The sequence below is a fragment of the Chryseobacterium paludis genome (assembly GCF_025403485.1).
Classification (GTDB): Bacteria; Bacteroidota; Bacteroidia; order Flavobacteriales; family Weeksellaceae; genus Chryseobacterium; species Chryseobacterium paludis.
This window is the reverse complement of record NZ_CP099966.1, coordinates 4,814,523-4,838,701: the sequence shown is the minus strand read 5'-3', so window position 1 is coordinate 4,838,701 and position 24,179 is coordinate 4,814,523. Positions and strand designations below refer to the sequence as shown.

26 protein-coding genes are annotated in these 24,179 nt (G+C 34.3%); 16 read left to right on the top strand and 10 right to left on the bottom strand.

The window, feature by feature from the left end:
• Positions 1-41: 41 nt before the first annotated feature.
• The 5 genes from NG806_RS22030 to NG806_RS22010 all read left to right on the top strand — a co-directional run bounded on the left by NG806_RS22030 (position 42) and on the right by NG806_RS22010 (position 5,387).
• Entirely contained in the window at positions 42-1,340 is a 1,299-nt protein-coding gene (locus tag NG806_RS22030; RefSeq protein WP_214826397.1) for an OmpA family protein, read from the top strand.
• A gap of 110 nt (positions 1,341-1,450) precedes the next feature.
• Positions 1,451-2,785 carry an Nramp family divalent metal transporter gene (locus tag NG806_RS22025; protein WP_214826399.1) on the top strand — a complete coding sequence of 445 codons (1,335 nt, stop codon included), beginning with the start codon at positions 1,451-1,453 and terminating at the stop codon, positions 2,783-2,785.
• Positions 2,786-2,860: 75 nt separating this feature from the next.
• On the top strand, positions 2,861-3,397 hold the full coding sequence (locus tag NG806_RS22020; RefSeq protein ID WP_214826401.1) for a nucleotide exchange factor GrpE: 537 nt from the start codon (positions 2,861-2,863) through the stop codon (positions 3,395-3,397).
• A gap of 96 nt (positions 3,398-3,493) precedes the next feature.
• On the top strand, positions 3,494-4,612 hold the full coding sequence (gene dnaJ / locus NG806_RS22015; protein ID WP_214826403.1) for a molecular chaperone DnaJ: 1,119 nt from the start codon (positions 3,494-3,496) through the stop codon (positions 4,610-4,612).
• An 88-nt stretch (positions 4,613-4,700) separates the two neighbouring features.
• Entirely contained in the window at positions 4,701-5,387 is a 687-nt protein-coding gene (locus tag NG806_RS22010) for a hypothetical protein (RefSeq protein ID WP_261511358.1), read from the top strand.
• Positions 5,388-5,405: 18 nt separating this feature from the next.
• Here the strand turns inward: NG806_RS22010 and NG806_RS22005 are convergent, their stop codons facing one another.
• Both NG806_RS22005 and NG806_RS22000 read right to left on the bottom strand, forming a co-directional pair.
• Entirely contained in the window at positions 5,406-6,314 is a 909-nt protein-coding gene (locus tag NG806_RS22005; protein WP_261511357.1) for an acyltransferase family protein, read from the bottom strand.
• A 91-nt stretch (positions 6,315-6,405) separates the two neighbouring features.
• Positions 6,406-7,287 carry a DUF808 domain-containing protein gene (locus NG806_RS22000; RefSeq protein WP_214826405.1) on the bottom strand — a complete coding sequence of 294 codons (882 nt, stop codon included), beginning with the start codon at positions 7,285-7,287 and terminating at the stop codon, positions 6,406-6,408.
• A 216-nt stretch (positions 7,288-7,503) separates the two neighbouring features.
• Here NG806_RS22000 and NG806_RS21995 point away from each other — a divergent pair, with 216 nt between their 5' ends.
• From NG806_RS21995 to NG806_RS21980, 4 genes are read left to right on the top strand one after another with little or no spacing between them, the layout of a single operon-like run.
• Positions 7,504-8,001, top strand: coding sequence for a tetratricopeptide repeat protein (locus NG806_RS21995; RefSeq protein WP_214826406.1), 498 nt, complete (start codon positions 7,504-7,506; stop codon positions 7,999-8,001).
• Positions 7,998-8,591 carry a Crp/Fnr family transcriptional regulator gene (locus NG806_RS21990; protein ID WP_261511356.1) on the top strand — a complete coding sequence of 198 codons (594 nt, stop codon included), beginning with the start codon at positions 7,998-8,000 and terminating at the stop codon, positions 8,589-8,591. Before NG806_RS21995 ends, NG806_RS21990 begins: the two co-directional genes overlap by 4 nt.
• Positions 8,592-8,650: 59 nt before the next feature.
• Entirely contained in the window at positions 8,651-9,079 is a 429-nt protein-coding gene (locus NG806_RS21985; RefSeq protein ID WP_261511355.1) for an SRPBCC domain-containing protein, read from the top strand.
• 56 nt (positions 9,080-9,135) lie between these two features.
• Positions 9,136-10,005: an alpha/beta hydrolase gene (locus tag NG806_RS21980; protein WP_261511354.1), complete on the top strand. Its 870-nt coding sequence runs from the start codon at positions 9,136-9,138 to the stop codon at positions 10,003-10,005.
• A 41-nt stretch (positions 10,006-10,046) separates the two neighbouring features.
• Here NG806_RS21980 and NG806_RS21975 read toward each other — a convergent pair whose 3' ends face one another.
• From NG806_RS21975 to NG806_RS21960, 4 genes are all read right to left on the bottom strand, one after another.
• On the bottom strand, positions 10,047-10,742 hold the full coding sequence (locus NG806_RS21975) for a DedA family protein (protein WP_214826409.1): 696 nt from the start codon (positions 10,740-10,742) through the stop codon (positions 10,047-10,049).
• Positions 10,743-10,829: 87 nt separating this feature from the next.
• Complete coding sequence (gene prfB / locus NG806_RS21970) at positions 10,830-11,942, bottom strand: peptide chain release factor 2 (RefSeq protein WP_214826410.1); 1,113 nt, start codon at positions 11,940-11,942, stop codon at positions 10,830-10,832.
• A gap of 100 nt (positions 11,943-12,042) precedes the next feature.
• Entirely contained in the window at positions 12,043-13,158 is a 1,116-nt protein-coding gene (locus tag NG806_RS21965; RefSeq protein ID WP_261511353.1) for an NAD(P)/FAD-dependent oxidoreductase, read from the bottom strand.
• Positions 13,159-13,227: 69 nt separating this feature from the next.
• Positions 13,228-14,592: an ATP-binding protein gene (locus NG806_RS21960; RefSeq protein WP_261511352.1), complete on the bottom strand. Its 1,365-nt coding sequence runs from the start codon at positions 14,590-14,592 to the stop codon at positions 13,228-13,230.
• Between the two features lie 117 nt (positions 14,593-14,709).
• Between NG806_RS21960 and NG806_RS21955 the strand changes: the two genes are divergently transcribed.
• The 6 genes from NG806_RS21955 to NG806_RS21930 all read left to right on the top strand — a co-directional run bounded on the left by NG806_RS21955 (position 14,710) and on the right by NG806_RS21930 (position 18,610).
• Positions 14,710-15,621, top strand: a complete 912-nt coding sequence (locus tag NG806_RS21955) for an ABC transporter ATP-binding protein (RefSeq protein WP_261511351.1) — start codon at positions 14,710-14,712, stop codon at positions 15,619-15,621.
• A complete protein-coding gene (locus NG806_RS21950) occupies positions 15,614-16,459 on the top strand; it encodes an ABC transporter permease (protein WP_261511350.1) in 846 nt (281 codons plus the stop codon). Before NG806_RS21955 ends, NG806_RS21950 begins: the two co-directional genes overlap by 8 nt.
• A 90-nt stretch (positions 16,460-16,549) precedes the next feature.
• The gene (locus NG806_RS21945) at positions 16,550-16,855 is read left to right on the top strand and encodes a hypothetical protein (protein WP_261511349.1); all 306 of its coding nucleotides are present in this window, start codon (positions 16,550-16,552) and stop codon (positions 16,853-16,855) included.
• Positions 16,794-17,195, top strand: a complete 402-nt coding sequence (locus tag NG806_RS21940; protein WP_261511348.1) for a murein L,D-transpeptidase catalytic domain family protein — start codon at positions 16,794-16,796, stop codon at positions 17,193-17,195. Before NG806_RS21945 ends, NG806_RS21940 begins: the two co-directional genes overlap by 62 nt.
• A gap of 48 nt (positions 17,196-17,243) precedes the next feature.
• Complete coding sequence (locus tag NG806_RS21935; protein WP_390882542.1) at positions 17,244-17,930, top strand: hypothetical protein; 687 nt, start codon at positions 17,244-17,246, stop codon at positions 17,928-17,930.
• On the top strand, positions 17,927-18,610 hold the full coding sequence (locus tag NG806_RS21930) for a hypothetical protein (protein ID WP_261511346.1): 684 nt from the start codon (positions 17,927-17,929) through the stop codon (positions 18,608-18,610). Before NG806_RS21935 ends, NG806_RS21930 begins: the two co-directional genes overlap by 4 nt.
• Before the next feature lie 137 nt (positions 18,611-18,747).
• Here the strand turns inward: NG806_RS21930 and msrB are convergent, their stop codons facing one another.
• From msrB to NG806_RS21910, 4 genes are all read right to left on the bottom strand, one after another.
• Entirely contained in the window at positions 18,748-19,833 is a 1,086-nt protein-coding gene (gene msrB / locus NG806_RS21925; RefSeq protein WP_214826419.1) for a peptide-methionine (R)-S-oxide reductase MsrB, read from the bottom strand.
• 17 nt (positions 19,834-19,850) lie between these two features.
• Positions 19,851-20,300, bottom strand: coding sequence for a DUF417 family protein (locus tag NG806_RS21920; RefSeq protein ID WP_214826420.1), 450 nt, complete (start codon positions 20,298-20,300; stop codon positions 19,851-19,853).
• Between the two features lie 80 nt (positions 20,301-20,380).
• The gene (locus tag NG806_RS21915) at positions 20,381-20,596 is read right to left on the bottom strand and encodes a hypothetical protein (RefSeq protein ID WP_261511345.1); all 216 of its coding nucleotides are present in this window, start codon (positions 20,594-20,596) and stop codon (positions 20,381-20,383) included.
• A 68-nt stretch (positions 20,597-20,664) separates the two neighbouring features.
• Complete coding sequence (locus tag NG806_RS21910; RefSeq protein ID WP_261511344.1) at positions 20,665-21,219, bottom strand: sigma-70 family RNA polymerase sigma factor; 555 nt, start codon at positions 21,217-21,219, stop codon at positions 20,665-20,667.
• A 225-nt stretch (positions 21,220-21,444) separates the two neighbouring features.
• On the opposite strand from NG806_RS21910, the gene alaS reads away from it, so the two are divergent.
• A complete protein-coding gene (gene alaS, locus NG806_RS21905) occupies positions 21,445-24,048 on the top strand; it encodes an alanine--tRNA ligase (RefSeq protein WP_261511343.1) in 2,604 nt (867 codons plus the stop codon).
• Positions 24,049-24,179 lie beyond the last annotated feature (131 nt).

The following is a 24,179-nucleotide window of genomic DNA, read 5'->3' as shown; positions in this document are numbered from 1 at the left end:
GTTTAATTTTATGTCAACATTAATCTAAAAAATAATTTATTATGTCTTTAAACGTTATTGATTTAATTAAAGGACAATTGGGTCCCGCATTAGTTTCTCAAGCTGCTTCGCAGTTTGGAGAAAGTGAGTCTGGTATTTCAAAAGCAATCGGAGGGCTATTGCCTGCCGTTGTTGGTGGATTAGCTAATAACGCTGATAACCCTGGGGTTTTAGATGCAATTAGCGGTGCTTCATCCAGTGGAATTTTAAGTAATTTATTGGGTGGTTCTTCTAACAATTCTGTAATCACAGGTTTATTGTCTTCTCTCTTTGGTGACAAACTTGGCGGCTTGGTTAATTCTATTGCTTCTTTTGCAGGAATTAGCAATAATTCTTCAAGCTCTTTACTGAACTTGGTAACAGGAGCAACAGTAGGAACAGTAGGAAAATACGCGGCTGATAATAATTTAGATAAATCAGGAATTTCTGGTTTATTGAATGATCAGAAAGGTATTATTTCAAGTTTATTACCGGCTGGACTTTCTTTAGCTTCACTAAACATTGGTGATTGGGCTAAAGGATACAAATTTGATAATGACAATGACGCTATAAAAACGCCTGTACAAGACGAGCCTAAAATAGAAGTAACGAGAAGTACAACTCCTACAGGAACAACTCCGGAAAGAAATGATGGTGGTGGATCAATCTGGAAATGGTTACTTCCGCTTTTATTGTTAATTGCTGCAGGATATTTCTTATGGAAGCAGTGTGAGAAAAAACAAACTACTACCACAACAATGGGAGCAGATTCTACAGGAACACATTCTGATACGGCAACAGCAGTATCTCCTACAGATACAGCTGCAACGACACCTGCGACTACAAAAACTGATGAGAACATCGACTTGAACGGTACTGCTCTTAAAGGTTATAAAGGCGGAATGGAAGATAAAATGATTGCTTTCTTAAAATCTGACGGTTATAAAAACGCTGCTGATGACGCTGCATTGAAAAACACCTGGTATGATTTTGACCATGTAAACTTCAAAATGGGAAGTTCTACGGAGCTGGAAGCAGGTTCTCAAGGACAACTTGATAATTTAGCTGCTATCTTAAAAGCTTATCCTGATGCAAAGATCAAAATCGGAGGTTATACTGATAAAACAGGTAATGAAGCTTCTAATGTTAAACTTTCTACAGCAAGAGCTAACTTCATTAAAGATTGGCTTGGAAAACAAAACCTTGGAACACAGGTTTTAGGTGCTGAAGGATATGGAAGTAAATTTGCTACAGTAGATGCAAAAGCTTCTGATGCTGAAAGAGCAGCAGACAGAAAAATGTCTATAAGGTTTGCAAAATAATCTTTAACCATACATTAAAATGAATCCCGAAAGTTTTTTTCGGGATTTTTTGTTTATAAATTTTCTATTTTCATTTATTTAATTAAATTTGTTAGTCATTTCTAACATTTATGAACTTAAATACAAAAGCCCCTTGGCGAAAAGATAAAACACTCCACTCATTACCAGAAGTTTATTCATCAATTAAGGTTCCGAAAAACGGCTCTTTCTGGAGAAAATATCTTGCATTTGCTGGACCTGGTTTAATGATTGCCGTAGGATATATGGATCCTGGGAATTGGGCTACTGACATTGCCGGTGGAGCTCAATTTGGCTATACCCTACTATCAGTAATCCTTATTTCTAATATTTTTGCTATGGTTTTGCAGCATTTATCTGTAAAATTGGGAGTTGCCACAGAAAGGGATCTAGCTCAGGCTTGTAGGGACCACTTCAATCCTACTACCAATTTCATTTTGTGGATACTCTGTGAAATTGCAATTGCGGCCTGTGATCTCGCCGAGGTTATCGGTTCTGCAATTGCTCTTAATCTCCTTTTTCACATCCCATTAACCTGGGGAATTGTTATCACAACCGTAGATGTACTTATTATCCTTCTCTTACAGGCTAAAGGATTCAGATGGATAGAAAGTATCGTTGGTGGACTGATCTTTATTATTTTAGCCTGTTTTATCTATGAAATTATAATTTCCAAACCTGCCATTAATGAAATTTTAGGAGGGCTGGTTCCGCAAAAAGAAATTATTCAGAATCCGGCCATGCTTTATATAGCAATCGGAATCTTAGGAGCCACCGTTATGCCTCATAATCTTTATCTGCATAGCAGTATTGTACAGACAAGAGATTATACAAGAGATAATGAAGGAAAAAAAGAGGCTATAAAATTTGCTACTCTGGATAGTACAGTTTCTTTAATGCTTGCTTTTTTTATTAATGCTGCTATTCTTATTTTAGCCGCAGCGACCTTTCATATAACAGGAAATAAACATGTTGCAGATATTCATGATGCCTACAAAATGTTAACCCCAATTTTGGGAGCTTCTATGGCAAGTATAGCTTTTGCAATAGCATTACTGGCTTCCGGTCAAAATTCAACATTAACAGGTACTCTGGCAGGACAAATCGTCATGGAGGGTTTCTTAAATATCAGATTAAAACCTTGGTTACGAAGATTAATAACAAGACTTATTGCTGTGATTCCCGCTTTAATCGTCGCCATTTTGTATGGTGAAAAAGGAACAACAGATCTGTTGGTATTAAGTCAGGTCATCTTATCCATGCAGCTCAGCTTTGCTGTGGTCCCGCTGGTTATGTTCACGAATGACAAAGCTAAAATGGGACAATTCGTAAATAAACCAATGATGAAAGTTTGTGTATGGTTTATTTCAATCATCATTATTATTTTAAATCTTTACTTACTGTATCAGACATTTTCTGGAGAATAATTTTTCTGCCTTAATGTCCATATTTACTATTTGGCAGAATCTTTGACAAACATCTCTGTAAAATAGTTATTGAATATGGAAAATCAGGATATCAACGAAGAAAACATCAATAAGCAACAAGAAGACAACATTCAGAATGAAAATATTTCTGAAGAAAATGTGACAAATACTCCAACCGCAGAAGAACTTTTGGCAGAGGAAAAAGACCGTTATATTCGTCTTTATGCTGAATTTGAAAATTATAAAAAGAGAACTTCTAAAGAAAAAATGGAGTTCTTCCAATATGCTAATCAGGACATGATGGTTTCTATGCTTGGAGTACTGGATGACTTTGAAAGAGCTTTAAAAGAAATCGCCAAAAATGGAAATCCTACAGACTTACAAGGTGTTGAACTTATTTATCAGAAATTCAAGAATAAATTAACCGAAAAAGGATTGAAAACAATGGAGGTAAGAGCCGGAGATTCTTTTAATGTAGATCTTCACGAAGCAATTACTCAAATTCCTGCTCCATCTGATGATCTAAAAGGTAAAATCGTAGACGTTATCGAAACAGGTTATACTTTAGGTGATAAAGTAATTCGTTTTGCTAAAGTAGTAACAGGAAACTAATATTAATAAGTGATAAATGGTGAGTGATAATTGATCTATTTCACTTATACACTCTGAATATCTATTGTCATTTATCTAATCAATTATACAATTGTCATGTCAAAAAGAGATTATTACGAGGTTCTTGAAATAAGCAAATCTGCTTCAGCCGACGAAATAAAGAAAGCATACCGTAAAATGGCTATCAAATTTCACCCTGATAAAAATCCGGGTGATACTGAAGCTGAGGAAAAATTCAAAGAAGCTGCTGAAGCTTACGAAATATTAAGCGACGACCAAAAGCGTGCAAGATACGACCAGTTTGGTCATGCCGGTGTTGGTGGTAACGGCGGATTCGGAGGTGGCGGATTCGGAGGCGGAATGAACATGGAAGATATTTTCAGTCAGTTTGGAGATATTTTTGGTGGTCACTTCGGTGGCGGTGGTTTTGGCGGCGGCGGGCGTCAGCAGGTGAAAGGTTCTAATTTAAGAATCAGAATCAAGCTGAATCTTGAAGAAATGGTAAATGGAACCCAAAAGACTCTTAAAGTTAAAAAGATGAAGATGGCAGAAGGTGCCACTTCGAAAACATGCCCTACATGTAACGGATCTGGAGTTCAGCTAAAAGTAATGAACACCATGTTTGGGCAAATGCAAACACAAACCACTTGTGGAACTTGTCAGGGTATCGGAAAAGTTGCTGATAAAATACCTGCAGGAGCCAATGCACAGGGGTTAATAAAAGATGAAGAGGAAATCTCAATCAACATTCCTGCTGGAGCAAGAGATGGAATTCAGCTTAATGTAAGAGGAAAAGGTAACGATGCTCCTTTCGGAGGTATTCCGGGAGATTTACTTGTTATTGTAGAGGAAGAGGTAGATAAAACAATCAAGAGAGAGGGTGATAATCTTCACCAGGAGTTATACATCTCTTTTGCAGAGGCTTCTTTAGGAACTAAAAAAGAAGTATCAACCGTAGGCGGAAAAGTGAAAATTACGATTGATCCGGGTACTCAGTCTGGAAAAATCTTAAGATTGGCAGGAAAGGGTCTTCCTAGTATTGATAGCTATGGAAAAGGCGATATGTTTATACACATCAATGTATGGACTCCACAAAAGCTTACTAAAGATCAGAAAGACTTCTTTGAAAAGCAAATGGCAAGTGGAGAAATGGTTGCAGAACCATCCGGAAAGGAAAAAACGTTCTTTGATAAAGTAAAAGATCTATTCAACTAAAATATAATTGAGACCTTGTTAAAAGGTCTCTTTTTATTTGTTTCATTATATTTGTTGACCGCTAATTCAACATATGAATAATTCATAAATGGACTCCAGAACTACATTCTTACAAGCCTGTAATGAGATTTTTAATAAACTAGAAGGTTTCAAGGACTTTGAAAAGGGGCAGAGAATAAGAAAATATTCTCCCGATAAAGATCTTTATTTTGAAATTTATTTTCAATCCAGTGCCAAGAATAATTCTTCTTACATTCAGATTCTTCCTCACATTCATATATTCTCAAAAAATCTGAAAAAGTGGCAAGTAGAGCATACGAACAGCGAATATTCTCAGGGTCTTATTTTCGGGGGGCAATTAGGATATTTAACGCCATCCAAAAAGTGGCAAGAATGGAATCTGGCAGATTGTGTTTACAAGAAAAACACTAATGAAATAGCAGAACAAATCGAACAGTACATCTTCCCCATTTTTGATATTTTCAATTCTAAAGATCAAGCTATTGAGTTTTTAAAAAAGAATGGAACAAAGTTCAACGAATGGTCTGAACATTCTCTTTTACCTCTAGATTTCTTACTATGTTTCTCAGAAAAAGAGGTTGCTGAAAAATTTTTCAATCATTTTATTGATCATTGTCCCTATAAAGGTAAAATTTTCAATCTCTATCAACAGTTGGAACTGGAGAAAAATATTAATCTCAATTATTCAGAGTTTATAGGTGCAAACAAGATTAGGCTTGCCTTTATAAATGGTCTAAAAATCACCAATAATTAATCAGACCCTAAGTTTTAATTATAAGAGGTATTTTAGTTTTCTATTTAAGAAGACCAGAATAAAACTGGAAACCAACAATAGAATTATAAATATGATCGTTTCATATGGAAGATATCTACCTAAAATCCACTTCATAAGCAATGGATGTACTAGGTAAATAGCTGTCGATAAACTTGCTAAAATTTTAGTATCTACCATTACTGATATATTCTTGCAATACATAAATACCAAAGGACATGCTATCAGTAAAGAAAACAAAAGGTCAATATTTTCATTTGGACTAATCATTTTATAGTTTAGAAATGATTCTAAAACAACAAGTCCCACTACAGCTAGTACAGTTATTAACGAAGGCTTGTATTTGGTGTCCAGGTTCAGTCTATTAATCAGGTATCCGATGGTCAAAAAAGGGAAACAGACCAGGAGAAAATTTCTGTAAGATGGAAACAGATTGATTATTGAATCCGTTTCATTTTTAAAGTAATGAAAATTACCTAAAGATTGCATCCCATATCCGAGACTAGACAGCAGAAGAATAAGAGTGACCAGTAAACTCACTGACTTCTTTCTTATAAAAAACAAAATAATACCTGAAAAGAAGGTTCCAATTAAATACCACAAATGATGGTAGCCAAATAGGATGTTCATCCAAGTATCTTCTTCTTTCCAAAAAGGCAAATATACTATAGACCAGATCACATAAAGAGAAAAGGTTCTTACTAACCATTTTTTGAGTTTATCCGTGTTATCTACATAATAAAAATAATATCCTGTGATAATCAAAAAAGTAGGTACTGCCATTCTGAAAACTCCATTAACAAGTACAAAACTCAATTCAGGATAAGAATCCCTAAGAAGGTGCATATGTAAAAAAACGACAAAGAATGCGAGGATAATTTTTAATATATCAATCGATAAATTTCTCATAATAATCAATGAACCTGATATATTGTTATAGTTGTTTGTGTAAAATTATCCTGACTTCGTATTTTAAATTTCAGAAGCAAACTTTCCTCAATTATTTGCGTATTGCCGATGTATAAATCTTTTTGCCTATCGTAAATAATGCGACAGCAAGCAATCCACCACTCAATCCAAAGATCAATTCTTTAAGAGCAGAAGGCCAGGTTGGAAGAAAATGATGTAAATAAGAAATATTATGTGCGAAAATACCACCTGAAACAAAGATCAAAGCTATAGTTCCAACAATCGCTAAAATTTTAATAATTACAGGCAATGCCTTTACGAGTAAGTGGCCCAACTTGGAAAACAAACCTTTATCCTTGCTTTTTTTAATCAGCTTAAAACCTGCATCATCCATTCTTACGATCAGCGCTACAATACCATAAACTCCTACTGTTGCCAGAAATGAAACAAGAGTCACCGTAACGATTTGAGTTAATAATGGATGCTGCTCTTCAAGAACAGTTCCCAATGCAATAATTACAATTTCTATAGAAAGAATAAAATCTGTTGTAATGGCAGATCTTATTTTAGATTTTTCAGAATTCTCTTCATCTTCATCTATTACGCTCTCTTCCACTACTTCATGTCCTTTTTTATCGCGATGGAATAAAAATTCAATAATTTTCTCTACTCCTTCAAATGCCAGATAAAAACCTCCTAAAACCAGTATAATTTCTATAGCCGGTTTATAAAGCCAGTTAAGCAAAAATGCGATGGGAAGAATAATTAATTTATTAATAAATGAACCCTTGGTAATTGCCCATAAAACAGGTATCTCACGGGATGAAATGAAACCTGTAGCTTTTTCTGCATTTACTGCTAAATCATCACCCAAAATCCCAGCCGTCTTCTGAGTAGCTATTTTACTCGTAACAGCTACATCATCCATCAAGGCAGCAAGATCATCTAAAATTGCAAAAAAACCAGACGCCATTTAATTTTTTTTAATATTTGTTAAGTTGAACAAAAATAATATTTAATTCCGGTTTTAAAAAATAAGAATGAATTTATAAACATTTTAGGTCAAAATAATAATTTGTATGCATAGAAAGTTCACTCTTCCATTTTAATTTACAGCTACTGCATCATTTTAATTTTTTAAAGTGCACTGATCTTCTCATATTTGTATTCTTATAAGATAATCAACCATATGAATGAAACAGAGAATTGGGAAAGTAAGCTGCAATCTATTTGGCTGCAGCTGGGAAAAATAAGCAATAAGGATTTTATTCAACTGATAAAAGATCATACGAGCCTTCTTCATGATGCAAAAGCTATTGCTGATTTTGAACGGGCATGTGCCTTTGACTCTACAGGACATGAAAAAGAAGCAGAACCATTGTATAGATCTGCTTTAGATCATGGATTATCGGGTTTACGAAGAAGGAGGGCGAGAATTCAGTTGGCCAGTACTTTACGAAACAATGGGAAAATTGACGAAAGCATTCAAATCCTCAGAGAAGAAAAATTAAATGAATCAGATGAGTTAAATGATGCTGTAGACTCTTTTTTAGCTCTTTCTCTTTATTCTGCGGGAGAAAACAAAGAAGCATTATCTTTAGCATTAAAAGCATTATCACAGCATCTGCCCAGATATAACAATTCATTATACAGATATGCTGAAAATTTAGAAACGATAAATCAATGAACATGACCACCACTGATCTGGAACAGAATCTTACTTCTTATTTTAAAGATATTGAAGCTGATGATCTGAAAACAATTGTCTCTTTTTTTAAGCCGGAACTTATTAAGAAAAATGAATTTTTCTTGGAAGCTGGAAAGAAAAGTACAAAGCTAAGTTTTATCCGATCCGGATTTTTAAGGATCTTTTGTGAAACCGAAAAGAAAGAGATTACACAGTGGATTTCAACAAAAGGATATTTTGTAACCGATCTATCGAGCTTTATATCAGATATCCCTGCACGATGGTTCATTCAGGCTCTTACAGATACAGAATTGTTTACGATTGAGAAGGCTGATTACGAAAGACTACAGGATAAAGTTCCTCAATGGCATATTTTAGAAAAAGCATTTATTGTTCACTGCTTCACAACAATAGAAACAAGAATTTACGGTCATTTATCGATGACTGCTGAGGAAAGATACCAATGCTTTTTTAATGAAAACCCTAAATTATTTAATCAGGTTCCTTTACAATATATCGCTTCAATGCTTGGGATGACCTCTGAAACTTTCAGTCGCATAAGAAATAAAATAGCAAACGGAAATCTTTGATTTTTATCAAGTGGTATTTTTTTATTCTGCCCGAACTTTGTGGTATAAATTATTATAACATGTCAAAGAAAATTGAAACAGAAATTACCATTCACGCAAGCCCTGAAAAGATCTGGAAAATATTAACTGATTTTGAAAACTATCCTGTATGGAATCCATTCATTACCAATATTCAGGGATCTGTAGAAGAAGGTAATCAAATACAGGTAAAGATTGAACCACAAGGTGGAAAAGGAATGGTTTTCAAGCCTGTGATATTATCAAAAAAGGAAAATAATGAACTCAGTTGGCTGGGAAAGCTAATGTTTAAAGGAATATTCGATGGAGAGCATAAGTTTGAATTAATTGATAATAAAAACGGTACAACCCGGTTCATTCAGTCAGAACAATTCTCAGGCTTTCTTGTCCCATTTTTTAATCTTGATAATACTGTAACCGGTTTCAACAATATGAATCAGAAGCTAAAAGAATTAGCAGAGAAAAGCTGATACAACACAGGTTTCTGTCAGCTATAAAATCACTATATTTTTCTTACATTTGAGGTATGAAAAAGCTCATACTCAGATATCATTTTTTTGTTTTAGGGTGTATTGGCTTTTTATTAAATTCTTGTAATTCAAGGTTCAGAGTTTGGATGGGGGATAACAATCAGCAGAAAATTTACAACTTAAAATACGGTGAACATAAAAGACAAAAGATGGATATTTTTCTTCCATCCGGATATTCCGAAGATTCTCCCGTAGTTCTCATTGTACATGGAGGTGCATGGAAATATGGAAGAAAAGAGCACATGATCCAGATTCAGAAAATGCTTTTTAAGAATAAAGTTCCAAGTATCAATATGAATTACCGACTGGTATCAAAGTCCAAAAAGATCACTTACAGAGAGCAGCTGGAAGATATTAGTTCTGTTATTAATAAATTCAATTCTTTAGCAGGAAAAGCAGAATTACAACCAGACAATTATATTCTGTTGGGGGAAAGTGCTGGCGGTCATTTAACTTTATTATATGGATATCAGCATCCTGATCAGATAAAAAAAATAATCTCTTTGAGTGGCCCAACCGATTTTTACTCCCCGGAATACCTGGATTCATTTTATTCAAAATACTCTTCACCAACTGTACAAAAGGTGGTAGGCACAAAATTCGATCGTCATCATCTGTCTGAAGAGTTTAAAAAAGCGAGCCCAATTGCAAATATTACCAATGTTCCGACTCTGCTATTTCAGGGAAACCAAGATTTCCTTGTTAATAAAAATCAAGGGTTGGCATTAGACTCAGCTTTAGCGAGCCAAAATATCCCTCATAAATTAGTTTTTATGAAAAATACAGGTCATGCACCCAGATTTTTCAGTAAACGAAAAAGAGACAGCATTATCTATCCCAACATTCTGGAATGGATAAAAAAATAACCCGCCAAAAGCAGGTTATTTAAATTTTAAATTCTTTGATCTTATTCAGGTGAATTGTCTTCGTATTTAGAATGATCAACTTTCTTACCAAATAAAAACTTAATAATTATTGGAAGTGTTGTAATAAGAACAATAACAATGATTATTAATTCCAGCTTTTCTTTAAGATTGATTCCAAATTGTTCCTGAAATAACTTATCCAGATAATGTCCTGCAAAGATCAAAATAAATGACCACAATACAGCTCCTATAATATTATCTCTCAAAAATTCTTTTTTATCCATCTTTACAATACCTGCAACGATAGGCGTAAAAGTTCTGACAACAGGTAGAAATCTCGCCATAATTATAGCCAAAGCACCATGTTTTTCGAAAAAGTCATGAGCCTGGTACAGATATTTTTTCTTGAATAAGAAGGTATCCTGTTTTTTATATAATGCAGGACCGGCTTTTACGCCGAAATAATATCCAACTTCATTACCGACAATAGCAGCTAGAGCAACGGAAGTAGCAAGAATAGTTGTATCAAGCAGATCGCTCCCTGTGGAGCCAAAGGTCTCTTTGATAATTTCAACAGCATAAATTCCTGAAACAAACAGTAACGAGTCACCCGGTAAAAAAAATCCTACAAAAAGTCCCGTTTCAGCAAAAATAATAAACAGTATAAGCCAAAACCCACCCATTTTTATATAAAACTCTGGGTTTAATAAATCTTTCCAGCTATTGAAATCTTCCATACATATTGATAAGTAACAAAAATAAGTCTAAAAAGTCTGAATAGGAAATTAATTATAAGATTTTAACTAAAAAACTAAGATTATATCCTAGAGGTCGAGGTCATCATCGGAAACTGCCGTTCCATCAGCCATTAGAAATGCTTTTAGGAATGGAGTAAGATTTCCGTTCATCACCGAATCAACATCTGAAGTTTCATGTCCTGAACGTACATCTTTTACCAATTTGTAAGGATGCATTACGTAATTTCTGATCTGACTTCCCCACTCAATCTTCATCTTATTGGCTTCGATCTCGGTTCGGGCCTTTAAACGTTCTTCAAGCTCCATTTCATATAATCTGGAACGAAGCAACTGCATTGCTTTTTCTTTGTTCTGAAGCTGTGAACGTGATTCTGAGTTTTCAATGATAATTCCTGTTGGTGCATGACGAAGACGGACAGCTGTTTCTACTTTATTTACATTCTGTCCTCCTGCTCCTGAACTCCGCATGGTTTCAAATGAAATATCTGCGGGATTAATATTGATTTCAATAGTATCATCAACCAAAGGATATACATATACAGACACAAAACTTGTATGTCTTTTTGCATTACTGTCAAAAGGAGAAATTCTTACCAATCGATGAACACCGTTTTCCCCCTTAAGATATCCAAAAGCATATTCACCATCCATTTCCAGGGTTACCGTTTTCACACCTGCAACCTCCCCTTCCTGGTAATTGAGCTCACGGATCTTATAACCTTGCTTCTCTGCCCACATCGTATACATCCTCATCAACATGGCAGCCCAGTCACAACTTTCTGTGCCTCCTGCTCCTGCAGTGATTTGAATAACCGCAGAAAGTTCATCTCCTTCATTAGAAAGCATATTTTTAAACTCCAGATCTTCGATTTTCTCTACTAATTTTGGAAATGCCTCATCCAGTTCTTTTTCAGAATCTGGATCTTCTTTTGCAAATTCCATTAAAACCTGTAAATCTTCAAACTGAGTAGTGATCTCTTCATAATCTTCCACCCATCTTTTCTTAGAACGAAGCTGCCTTAAAAATACTTCAGCTTCTTTCGGTTGATCCCAAAATTCAGGAGCTGCCGTTTTCTCATCATCATTGGAAATTTCTATTTTTTTCTTTTCAATCTGAAGGTATCTGTGTAGATCTTCAATTCTCGACTGAACATCTTTTATATGGTCGTTGTTAATCACGAAATTTTCTTTTTGCAAAAATAAGGATAAAAGTTTTAGGAATAGTTATAGGTGATGAGTTATAAGAGATGAGTAATTAGAATATCTACATCTAATTATATCATTTAATCATATCTGCTACAATCTCACCAATTTTCGGAGCAAGAGCCACCCCCATTCCAGACAATCTTACAGCACAAAATTGCCTTTCTGAAAGTTGCTTCACAATCGGAGTTTTTTCGGAACCCATTGCCATGATCCCAGACCAGCGAAGAGCTATTCGAAATTCCTGATTGGGTAAAATCACTTCTCTTAAAAAGTTTTCGAGGTGAATCTGTAGGAATTCTGTGGTTTGAAAATCAGTTGTTTCTTCAGTTTTAAAATCCTGATTTCTCCCCCCACCCAATAAAATTCTATCTGCCAGGTTTCTGAAATAATAAAACCCTTCATCGCAGTGGAAAGTTCCTTTTAATTTCAAATTTTCAATAGGTTCTGTTAGCAAAATCTGACCACGTGCCGGAATAATTTCTTCATTCTCTAAAAATTTCGAACTAAAAGCGTTGGTACAGTATATAATTTGATGAGCCTGAATAGATAATTCATCTGATAATTGAACCAGAATCACATCAGCATTTTCATCAACATTTGTTACTTCTGTTCCAAAAAGGAACTCCACTTTAAGTTCATAACATTTTTCAAGTAGCTTATGCAGAAGTTTTCCAGAGTGTAAACTTCCTTCACATGGATTCTCAATGAGAAAATTAGATTTCCCTAATCCAAATTCCTGTATTTTATTTTGTTGTAAAGAATAGGTATTTGGGATTCCGGTAATACATGTAAGATTTTCATTCACCTCATCCAATTTTTGCAAAGGATGATCATTATTCAATATTTCATATCCCCCACTCAGTTCGAAATTAATTTCTGAACTCTTAAAATAAGTCTGAATTTTCTGAAGTCCCTCAAACCTCATTTTAACTAATTCCAAGGTCTTATTCCAACCCATCTTTTCCTGATCTGCAATAATCTCCGTTAGACTTCCAAAACAGGCAAAACCTGCATTTCTCGTCGAAGCTCCCAAAGGAATAGAATTCCTTTCAAGAATCAAAACAGATCGTTCGGGATATTTTTCTTTAATAGAAATAGCTGTCCATAATCCGGTGAAACCAGCACCAATAATGATGACATCTCTTTTTCTATAAAAAGTTTCAAGTTCCCAAATGCTAGAATTGATCATATGGTGGATAATTATCGTTGATAAATAATGAATTATTAAAACATATCCAAAGACTGACGACTAAAGTGACTATTCTTTGTCTTTTCCGTTTCCTTCTTCCCCATTATGATGAAAACCGATCTCTCTGGTTGGTTCTTCCACTACTTTATAAGTTTCAAGTTCGGTTCTTAAAGATTTTATTCTGTACTGAAAATCATCGAAATTATTGATAATAGCATCATTTAAAAATCGTTCAACTTGCTCTAAATATTCTTCTGTAAGTTTACCAGCTGCATCTCTCAGAGCTCCACTTAAAAGAGTCTGATCAATAATAAGCTTTTCATTCTTTGTTCGTTGGTATAGATTTTTGATTCTTTTTTTCAGACTCTGTGTAAAATCCATTAACATGGTATTGCTAAAGGCTTTCATTTTAGAAGCACTCTCATTCCAGAAAGGGATTTTATCTGCTTTGTTATTTTTAAGGATCTTATACAATAAGGAATCACTTTCCAATCCTTTTGTCATCCCATACAGAATAATTTCTGAACGCTCTGCAGCATTGGGTGGAAATACTGGGATCATCACATCAAATCTCCCCGGAGACAATATCTCTTCATCAATTTCAGAAACAGAATTAGCTGATCCTACCATCAGAATATCTTCTTTTTGGAACTTTCCTATATAATGGAGAATAATTTCCTGGGTTTCCAGATTACAGGATGCTACATTATTTTCCGCACTCCTTTCCATCATGATATCATCAAAATCATCCATAAAAAGAAGCACCTTATCTTCTTTCATCATATTCATGAGAAAATCATTGAAGTTGGTTTTATTCCCATCTATTAAAGAAGTTCCCAGATAATGCTTTTTAACTTCCTTAAACTTATAGCTGATAATTTCGGCAATTTTATTCGCCCAGAAAATCTTACCGCTTCCCGGAGGTCCATAAAGAATAATTCCTGCAGGCTTATTAATTCCCCAGTCCTTAATCTGTTGTTTATTTAAAAAAGGTTCTAAAACACTAGATATATAAAAAAATAAATCACGATAGCCTATAAAATCACGATGCTGAAGACTCGTCTTCTGTCCAAAGTAATCATATACAAACTGATAGTTTCCACCCAATTTATTATCAATTCCATAACTTGAAATCGAAGAACGGAATAATCCGTTATCAAAAATATTAGGCGTGGTATCCTGTATTGCTTTTTCTATCTTTTCCTTAGGTTGGTTGATGGTTTCAGCAATCTGTTCGAGTGTCTTATTCTTATCCAGATCTTTTTCATAGCGTCTTAAAAAATCTATGTTTTCCCGGGCAAATTTTTCAAAATCCTGTTTGATCTCAAAATTAGTACTCATACACACTCCTAATTCCAGATCAAAATCCTGTATAAATTGTTTGATCGCTTCTGCGGAAATATTTAATTCTTTGGCAAGTTCAATTAACTTCATATTCACGAATTGTACGATCAAATTTAATATTTTAATCTCATAAAATATCAGACAATTTGATTAAATATTGTAACATTTTGTTTAAAACTAAGACTACTACTATGTAAAACAAATTACATGGAAAAAGTTTTGTCAGTAAAGAATTTAACTAAAAAATTCAAGAGAGTCGTAGTAAACAATATCTCATTTGATGTAGAAAGAGGTAATGTTTATGGCCTTCTGGGCCCCAATGGAAGTGGAAAATCCACTACATTCGGAATGTTGCTTTCAACCATAAATCCCACAAGTGGCGACTGGTATTGGTTTGGAAAAAAAGGCACTGATTCAGATACTTTAAAAAAAATAGGTGCGATTATCGAACAGCCTAATTTTTATCCTTATCTGAGTGCTGAAACGAACTTAAAGATCGTTGCCGAAATCAAGGGCGCTCCTTACGAAAGGATAGATGAAGTTTTAAAGACCGTTCATCTTTTCGAAAGAAAAAAAGATACTTTTAAAACCTTTTCCCTGGGAATGAAACAACGTCTGGCTATAGCTTCAGCGATGTTAAATAATCCTGAGGTCATGATCTTAGATGAACCTACCAACGGACTTGATCCTGAAGGTATCATTCAGATCAGGGATATCATCTCCAATATTGCCAAACAAGGTATTACCATTATTATTGCAAGCCACCTTCTGGATGAGATTGAAAAAATATGCAGTCATGTGATTGTTTTAAAAGAGGGAAATTCAATTTATAGTGGAAGAGTAGATGAAATTACAAGTAACAAAGGCTTTTTCGAATTGAAAGCTGACAACAATACCGCATTATTAAATGCCTTAGAAGAGCTTCAATGGTTTACTTCTGTAACCCTGGAAAATGATATCATAAAAGCTCAGATTCGTGAAGACGCTTCTATCTCTGCTTCTAATTTAAATCAAAAATTAGCAGAAAAAGGTATTTTCTTGTCTCACTTATCTAAGAAAAAACTATCTCTTGAAACTCAATTCCTTGAACTTGTAAAAAACACCAATACCAATGCTTAAATTACTAAAACTCGAGTACTACAAAAACCTGAATTACAGACCATTCAAGGTTTTTACGATATTATATTTTGCGATACTGGTGGCACTCCTTTTTATTGGATTAGTAGATCTGGATGTTTTTGGAGCGACCATCAATTTAAAAGAACAGGGAATTTATAACTTCCCGGAGATCTGGAATTTCACCACATGGATCGTAGCATTATTAAAGATCTTCCTGGGTCTGATCATTGTCTTTTCAATCTCTCAGGAATTCAGTAACAGAATGTTCAAGCAAAATACCATTGATGGATTAAGCAGAAAGGAATTTATTGCCTCTAAACTCTTAACGATAAGTGTTTTCACTATTGTTTCAACCGTTATTGTCTTTATTATTACACTTCTTTTAGGAGAAAGTTATTCTAAGGTGACCGGCTCTGAAATGGTTTTTAAGGAAATGTTCTTTATTGGAAACTATTTTGTTAAACTCTTTGCTTTTTTCTGCTTCCTGATGTTTCTTTCCATACTACTGAGAAAATCGATGTTTGTATTCCTTGGCTTCTTTGTGTATTGGATCGGAGAGGGAATATTAACAGCCATCGAAGTATTTTTAAAGGTTCGCGGTACACAGGAACTGGAAAGAATGAAAATCCTGAAAGACGATTTCTTCTTTACTCACCTTTTACCATTAGACAGTATGTCCAACCTTATTCCTAATCCCATGATGAGGCTAAATATGGCAAAAATGATGGGATTAAAGTATGAGTTTACCTATCCTACAGAAAGCTTAATTGCTTGTATCGTTTGGAGTGGGATCTTTATTTTCGGTTCTTACTGGATCTTACGAAAGAGAGACTGGTAGTTTTTTTAATTAAAAGATTTAAAATTAAAATATTAAAAGTGGTTCATTTTTTGAATCACTTTTTCTTATTAAAATTCCCCCTTATCAACAATGATGAAACTGATTCTGAGTATACTTCTGGCAACATCCATAGGTATTTCATGTTCAAAAAAAACAGAGCCCATTATTCCAAATCCTGCAATCAATACAGCAAAACCACCTATCGCTGATGATGAAAAAACAGATAGAAAGGCTGAAGAAGCTCAATTATTCTGTAAGAAAAATAACTTTAATAAAGACTTTTGTATTTTAATAGACATGAGTTTACATTCTGGTTTAAACAGATTTTTCGTGTATGATTTTAATCAAAAAAAAAGTCACTCAGAAGTATTTGGTTGGTCATGGGTGTGGAAATAATTCGTGGAGTTCGGATGAATCAAAAGACAATCCGACTTTTAGCAATGAGGACGGAAGTCATCTTTCTTCATTGGGAAAATACAGAATCGGAGAAAGAGGAAGCAGTGAATGGGGAATTAATATCAAGTACTTAATGCATGGATTAGATGAAACTAATGATAATGCATTGAAAAGAACAATCGTTTTCCACTCCTGGAATAAAATGAGTAATAAAGAAATATATCCCAATGGCTCTCCTGAGGGATGGGGATGTCCAACGGTGTCTAATGATGCCCTAAGAGCAATAGATCCTTTACTGAAAAATTCTTCCAAACCGGTTTTGATGTGGATCTATAATTAAAACATTTCATCAATCAATCTTTGACAATTTTTCTCTAATTTTATCAAAATGCCAGTCTTGAAGAAAATATATTATGTTCCCGGATTGATAAGCGCTATTCTTATTCCGCTTTTGTTTTGGTACTATGCGGGTCTTCGGATTGATAAAACAGTAATCAATGTAATAGATGTTTGGCTACCATCTAAAATAGGAAACGAAAACAGTGGTGAAATGGGACGTTTCATACCTCCTAAAAACTGGACTTATAAAAAGTTAATTGTTCCCCCCAATAGAGCTAAAAAGAATTCAAATCTTTATGTTTCAGAAATAAAGAAACTCAAAGAAAGAAATGAAAAAGAAACCGGAATCGAATTTGTATTAAATAAAAAGAACTCTTATGGCGATTTCGTTTCTCTCTTAAATGATTTGAGTGTTGCAAAGGTGGACACTTACGGTTTTGATCTCAATGACACCGGACACCTCTTTGTTTCATACACCTCGCCTATTACTAAAAGTCCAATAGAAGAATGTTATTTATGCAACGATCATATAATAAGTGTAGACCCCAATGATCAGAAAGTTTGGAACTTTAATCTGGATTTCATACGTGAAATAAATATTGAATTTTTCTTTAACAATATGGCGAAGCTTCCAAAAAATGCATATTATATCATTTTCGGCTTTTTACTATTTTTAAATATCTCAATGTTGAGTATTAAAGAAAATTTTCAAATCAACAGAAAAGTATTGATATGAAAAAGATATATTATGTTCCCGGATTAATAAGCGCTGCTCTCATTCCGCTTTTGTTTTGGTATTATGGAAATCAAAAGTTTGAAGAAATTAACCTCAATGTTATTGATATTGGCCTTCCTGTCAAGGCCAAATCGGGAGATGAAAATAATAGAGCTTCTTTCGAATCGATAAGAAATTGGAATTATAAAAAAATAAGAGTACTTCCAAATACTGCAAAGGAAAATTCAAAATTGTATGTATCGGAAATTCAAAACCTTAAGAAAAGGAATGAAAAAGAAACAGGAATTGAGTTTATTCTGGACGATCATAATACATATGGAGATTTCGCTTCTTTACTTAATGACATGCATATTACAAAAAATGAAGAATATGCTTTAGACCTAAATAAAACAGGACACTTTTTCGCTATTCATACCTACATAAACCCAGAAAAAGAAGAATGCTTTTTATGTGGTGATGTTATCGCAATTCCAATTGATTCAGGAGTAGAAAATAATTGGGAAGCTTACTTAAAATATATAGAACCGAAAGGTTATGATAAGTTTACTGATATCTTAATAAAACTTCCCAAACAAACTTTCCTGCTTATTTTTGGATTTTTAATCTTACTTCATATGTCGATGTTAAGTTTTAAAGAAAATTTTCAAATCAACAGGAATCCCGTCAAGTACGTAAATTGAGCTAAAGTAATCGACTAACCGTGTCATTCCGTAGGAATCTAAATCAACTATTTTAAATTAAAAAAAGATTCCTCACTATGCTCTGTTCCGAATGACACAAAAATAAAAAAGGCTGCTTTTCAGCAACCTTTTGTCAATTATTTTTTATCCAGTAAAGGAAGATATTCACCATATCCTTTTTTCTGCATTTCATCTTTGGGAATGAATTTTAATGAAGCACTGTTGATACAGTAACGTAATCCTCCTTTGTCTGCAGGCCCATCTGTGAAAACATGTCCGAGGTGAGCATCCCCTGTTTTACTTCTAACTTCAACTCTGGTCATTCCTACAGATTTGTCTATTTTCTCATCAATTACATTTTTAGTAATTGGTTTGGAAAAACTTGGCCATCCACAACCAGATTCAAATTTATCTGTTGAGATAAACAACGGTTCCCCTGTTGTAATATCTACATAAATCCCTTCACGAAACTCTTTATCGTATTCATTTTGAAAAGGTCTTTCAGTAGCATTTTCTTGCGTTACGCTGTATTGTTCAGCAGTAAGTTTTTCTTTTAAAACCTTTTTATCCTGTTTTTGATATTTAGCTTTTGGAAGTGGATTCGCGTTTTTAGCCATTTCAAAAAGTCCTGGCTCTATATGGCAATATCCCCCTGGGTTTTTATCCAAATAATCCTGATGATAATCCTCTGCCTTATAGAAATTTTTCAATGGAATTGTTTCTACTACAACGGGTTTATTATAACTCTTAGCTAGCTTTTGCACCTCTTCTTTTATAATGGCTTCTGTAGCCTTATCAGTAGAATAAATCCCCGTTCTGTATTGGTCTCCCCTATCGTTTCCTTGTTGGTTTAAACTTGTAGGATCGATGGTTTTGAAATACAGGTCAATTAATAGTTTTAAATCCACTTGCTCAGGATCATACTTCACTTTTACCGTTTCTGCAAAACCTGTAGAATGACTTACTACTTCTTCATAGGTAGGATTTGTTTTGTTTCCGTTGGCATAACCAACTTCCGTTCCTACAACTCCACGAATTTGTTGAAAAAAATGCTCTGTTCCCCAGAAACATCCACCTGCAAAATAAACTTCTTTTACATTTTTACTATCCATAATGGTCTCATTTTCTTTTTTTACTTCTGTGGATTTCTTTGAATCTCCACAACTTCTTGCAAATACTGCAATCCCCAGAATAATTCCGAGTAATATTAATATACTTTTCATTTTTATCTTTTTATTCACTATTTATTTTTTTGAAATATCATCAATCCAAATCCTAAAAACATTAGGTCTTTCAGAATGAAAAAATCCGTTATTGGTATTCCATCCACTACTTTCCATATTCCCGGTGTTGTAAATAAATAACTTAAGGTAACCAGAAAAGTAATGATCATACCTATTCCTGCATATCGTCTTAGAAATACAAATTTCGCACTAAATATCAGTAATAATGCAATGATAATTTCTATCGCTCCGATAGCATTTGACACCGTTTGTACACTTGCTATTTTATATACGAAAAAGGTGAGGAAATGGTTTTCGACTAAGCTTTTTATTCCCTGCGCTTCGGTAGGAGTGAATTTGAAAATTCCTATCCATAGTAGGATAAGCGCTGCTCCGAAAAGTGAAATGTAATAACCAAGTTTATACGTCGGTTGTTCCTTGGTCAGTACTTGTGATGTTCCGTTCATATTTTTAAGATTTTGAATGTATACTTTATTATTTTCAAAAGTATAGTCGGAACAGCTTCAAAATCCTGACAGAATTTTTATTAAAAATTTATCTTTTTAATCACATCATTCTTAAATCCTTGAATATCAGAATCATTTATTTTATCATTTTCCTTTTGTACAAAAGTTTTTTTCATAATCTCATCAAGGATCTCCAGCTTTTTTTGATAAGCCCTGCACCATTTACAAATTCTAAGATGCATAGAAAGCTTCCGGTCCTCTTTCTGGGAAATGGATCCGGCGTTTCTCTTTTCCATAAGCAATGTGGCCGTGCTGCATGGAAGGAATATCAAATGAATCAATTTTTTCAACATTTTTAAATACTTTATGATTTTGCAAACCAATTAAAATCCAGACATTCTCGCAGCTGCATTCTACTTCTTTGTAAAATCTTCCATAAGTTAGTCGTAGAAATATCTAATTCCTGACTCACATCCGGTGCTTTTTTTTCTTGAAGATAATACATTTTTAATGGAATCTTCCACCTGGAGGGCAGTTCTTCAATACAATCTTCCAAAGTTTTATTAAAGTCCTGATCATCCAAAAGTTCGGATTCCCTGTTTGAAACATTCCAATCGTTCAGTACATCACTATTTTTCCACGAACCGGTATCATCGAAAAAATGATCAAGCTTAATTTCAGGTTCTGACTTATATTTCTTGCGATAAAAATCAGCAACTTTTCTTTGAAGAATCGCATTCAGCCATGTAAGTGGCTGGCTTTTTCCTTCAAATGAATCATAGGATGACAACGCCGAAAGAAAAACTTCCTGAACTACATCCTTCGCATCATCTTTGTCTGAAAGCAGATACATTGCTCTTTTCAAAAGAGATTCTGAGTATTTTTCAACCCAGTTTTTCAGCGCTTCATTTTTTGTCATAGTAATCTTTATCTTTCCAGATACTAACGAAGATAATAAGTTAAATGGAAAGACACAAAGTTTTATTAGGATAAAGATTCTTCGTGTCTTTTTGATCGACACAAAATCGGAAGCACAACTATTTTTTAATACACCCAAACTACACTATCAAATATTTGGTAGAAAATCACTCAAAAATCTTAAATTTGCATCTTATCATAAAAAAGCAAAGCAATACATATACTTATGACATCACAAGAGATACGTCAAAAATTTTTAGATTATTTTAAAAGTAAAGACCACCTTATCGTTCCTTCAGCACCTATTGTGTTGAAAGACGACCCTACACTCATGTTCTCTAATTCGGGAATGACTCAATTCAAGGATTTTTTCCTGGGTTATAAAGTACCTACAGCCCCTAGAATTGCCGATACTCAAAAATGTTTGAGGGTTTCAGGGAAACATAATGATCTGGATGATGTAGGTAGAGATACCTACCACCATACCATGTTTGAAATGTTAGGAAACTGGTCTTTTGGTGATTATTTTAAAAAAGATGCTATTGCTTTTGCCTGGGAATTGTTGACTGGAGTTTATGGAATTCCTAAAGAAAATTTATATGTAACTATTTTTGAAGGTGATGCTTCTGAAAATCTTGAAAGAGATCAGGATGCTTATGACTTCTGGAAATCTCACATTTCTGAAGATAGAATTATCAATGGAAATAAAAAAGATAATTTCTGGGAAATGGGTGAAAGTGGACCATGCGGACCATGTTCAGAAATCCATGTTGACCTTAGAACACCTGAAGAAAAAGCGAGAGTTTCAGGACTGGAATTAGTAAATAATGACCACCCGCAGGTTGTTGAGGTCTGGAATCTGGTTTTCATGGAATTCAACAGGAAAGCGGATAAAAGCTTAGAAAAACTCCCACAACAGCATGTTGATACGGGAATGGGATTTGAGCGTCTTTGTATGGCATTACAGGGGAAATCTTCCAACTATGATACAGACGTTTTCACTCCGCTTATTGCTAAAGTTGAAGAACTTTCAGGCAAGAAGTATACGGGAATTTTAGAAGACGAAAAAGATATTGCTATCCGTGTGGTGGTAGATCACATCAGAGCCGTTTCTTTTGCTATTGCAGACGGACAATTACCTTCAAACGGAGGTGCTGGATATGTGATCAGAAGAATTTTAAGAAGAGCGATTTCTTATTCTTATCGATTTTTAGGAATGAAAGAACCTTTCCTTTTCGAATTGGTTTCGGTACTTAAAGATCAGATGGGACCTTATTTCCCTGAATTGGAGAAACAAGGAAATCTGGTTACCGAAGTAATTAAAAGTGAAGAAGAATCATTCTTAAAAACCATTGAAAGTGGTCTGGTAAGAGTTGAAAGATTGATTCAGCAAACTATCGCTGACAATTCAAAGGTATTACCTTCCGTTGAGGTTTTTGAGTTGTACGACACTTATGGTTTTCCTGACGATTTAACAAGAATTATCGCTGAAGAAAAAGGGCTGACTATTGATGAGGAAGGATTTAAAGCTGAAATGGCAAAACAAAAGCAACGTTCTAAAAAAGACTCTGCTTCTAAGGTTTACGATTGGGTAGTTTTGGAAGAAAAGCCTGAAACTTTTGTTGGATACGACGAGCTTGAAGCTGAAACTTATATAACAAGATACCGAAAAGTTGAAAACAAGGATGGCGAATTCTATCAGGTTGTTTTAAGCAACTCGCCTTTTTATCCTGAAGGAGGTGGACAAATCGGCGATAAAGGTGTTTTAGAAAACGCTACAGAAAGTTTTGAAGTATTAGAAACGAAAAAGGAAAATGGATTGATCATTTCACTGATCAACGGTCTTCCAAAAGATGCCGGAGCGGTTTTTTATGCTAAGGTAAATGCTACAGAGAGAAAAAATTCTCAGGCAAACCATTCTGTTACTCACCTTTTGCATGAAGCTCTCAGAGAAGTTTTGGGAACTCACGTAGAACAAAAAGGCTCTTATGTAGGACCCGATTATTTGCGTTTTGACTTCTCTCATTTCAACAAGATGACAGAAGAAGAATTGGCTGTAATAGAAGAAAAAGTAAATCAAAAGATCAAAGACAGCATTGCTTTACAGGAGTTTAGAAATATTCCTATCCAGGAAGCGATTGACAAAGGAGCGATGGCTTTATTTGGTGAAAAGTATGGTGACAGCGTGAGAATGATCCAGTTTGGAAGTTCAAAGGAACTATGCGGTGGAACTCACGTTAAGAACACGAGTGAAATTGGTCATTTCAAGATTACTTCTGAAAATTCTGCAGCTGCAGGGATCAGGAGAATTGAAGCGATATCCGGAGATAAATCTGCTGAATATTTTAAAAATCTGGAGCAACAGATTACAGAACTTTCTCAATTATTAAAATCGAAAGATGTTGTAAGATCTATCGAAAAGTTAATCGAAGAAAATACGTCTCTGAAATCTGAAGTTGAATCATTGAAGAAAGAGAAAGCTAAAGGGGAGATTGGTGATTGGAAAAGTGCTTATGAACAGAAAGGAGATAAGCAATTATTGGTTAAGAAAACTTCGTTAGATGCGGGTTCAGTAAAAGATATTGTTTTCCAGCTGAAAAAAGAGATCCCAACTTCTGTAACGATCGTTCTTTCCAATGCTGATGATAAACCGATGATCACTGTAGGTGTTTCTGATGACCTGGCTGCTCATTATCAGGCTGGAGCTATCGTAAAAGAATTAGCTAATGAGATCCAAGGCGGAGGTGGCGGAAACCCTGGTTTTGCTACGGCTGGTGGGAAAAATCTTGATGGTTTAGAAAATGCTTATCAAAAAGCTTTGAATATTTAATTTTACAATTAAAATCAAAATATAATAAAGCAGCTGTTTTTTAACAGCTGCTTTATTTTTGACCGAATATTATTTTCTTACATCATTTTGTAACTTTTTTTCAATCGCGTTGTCTTATCTATAAAAAGCTA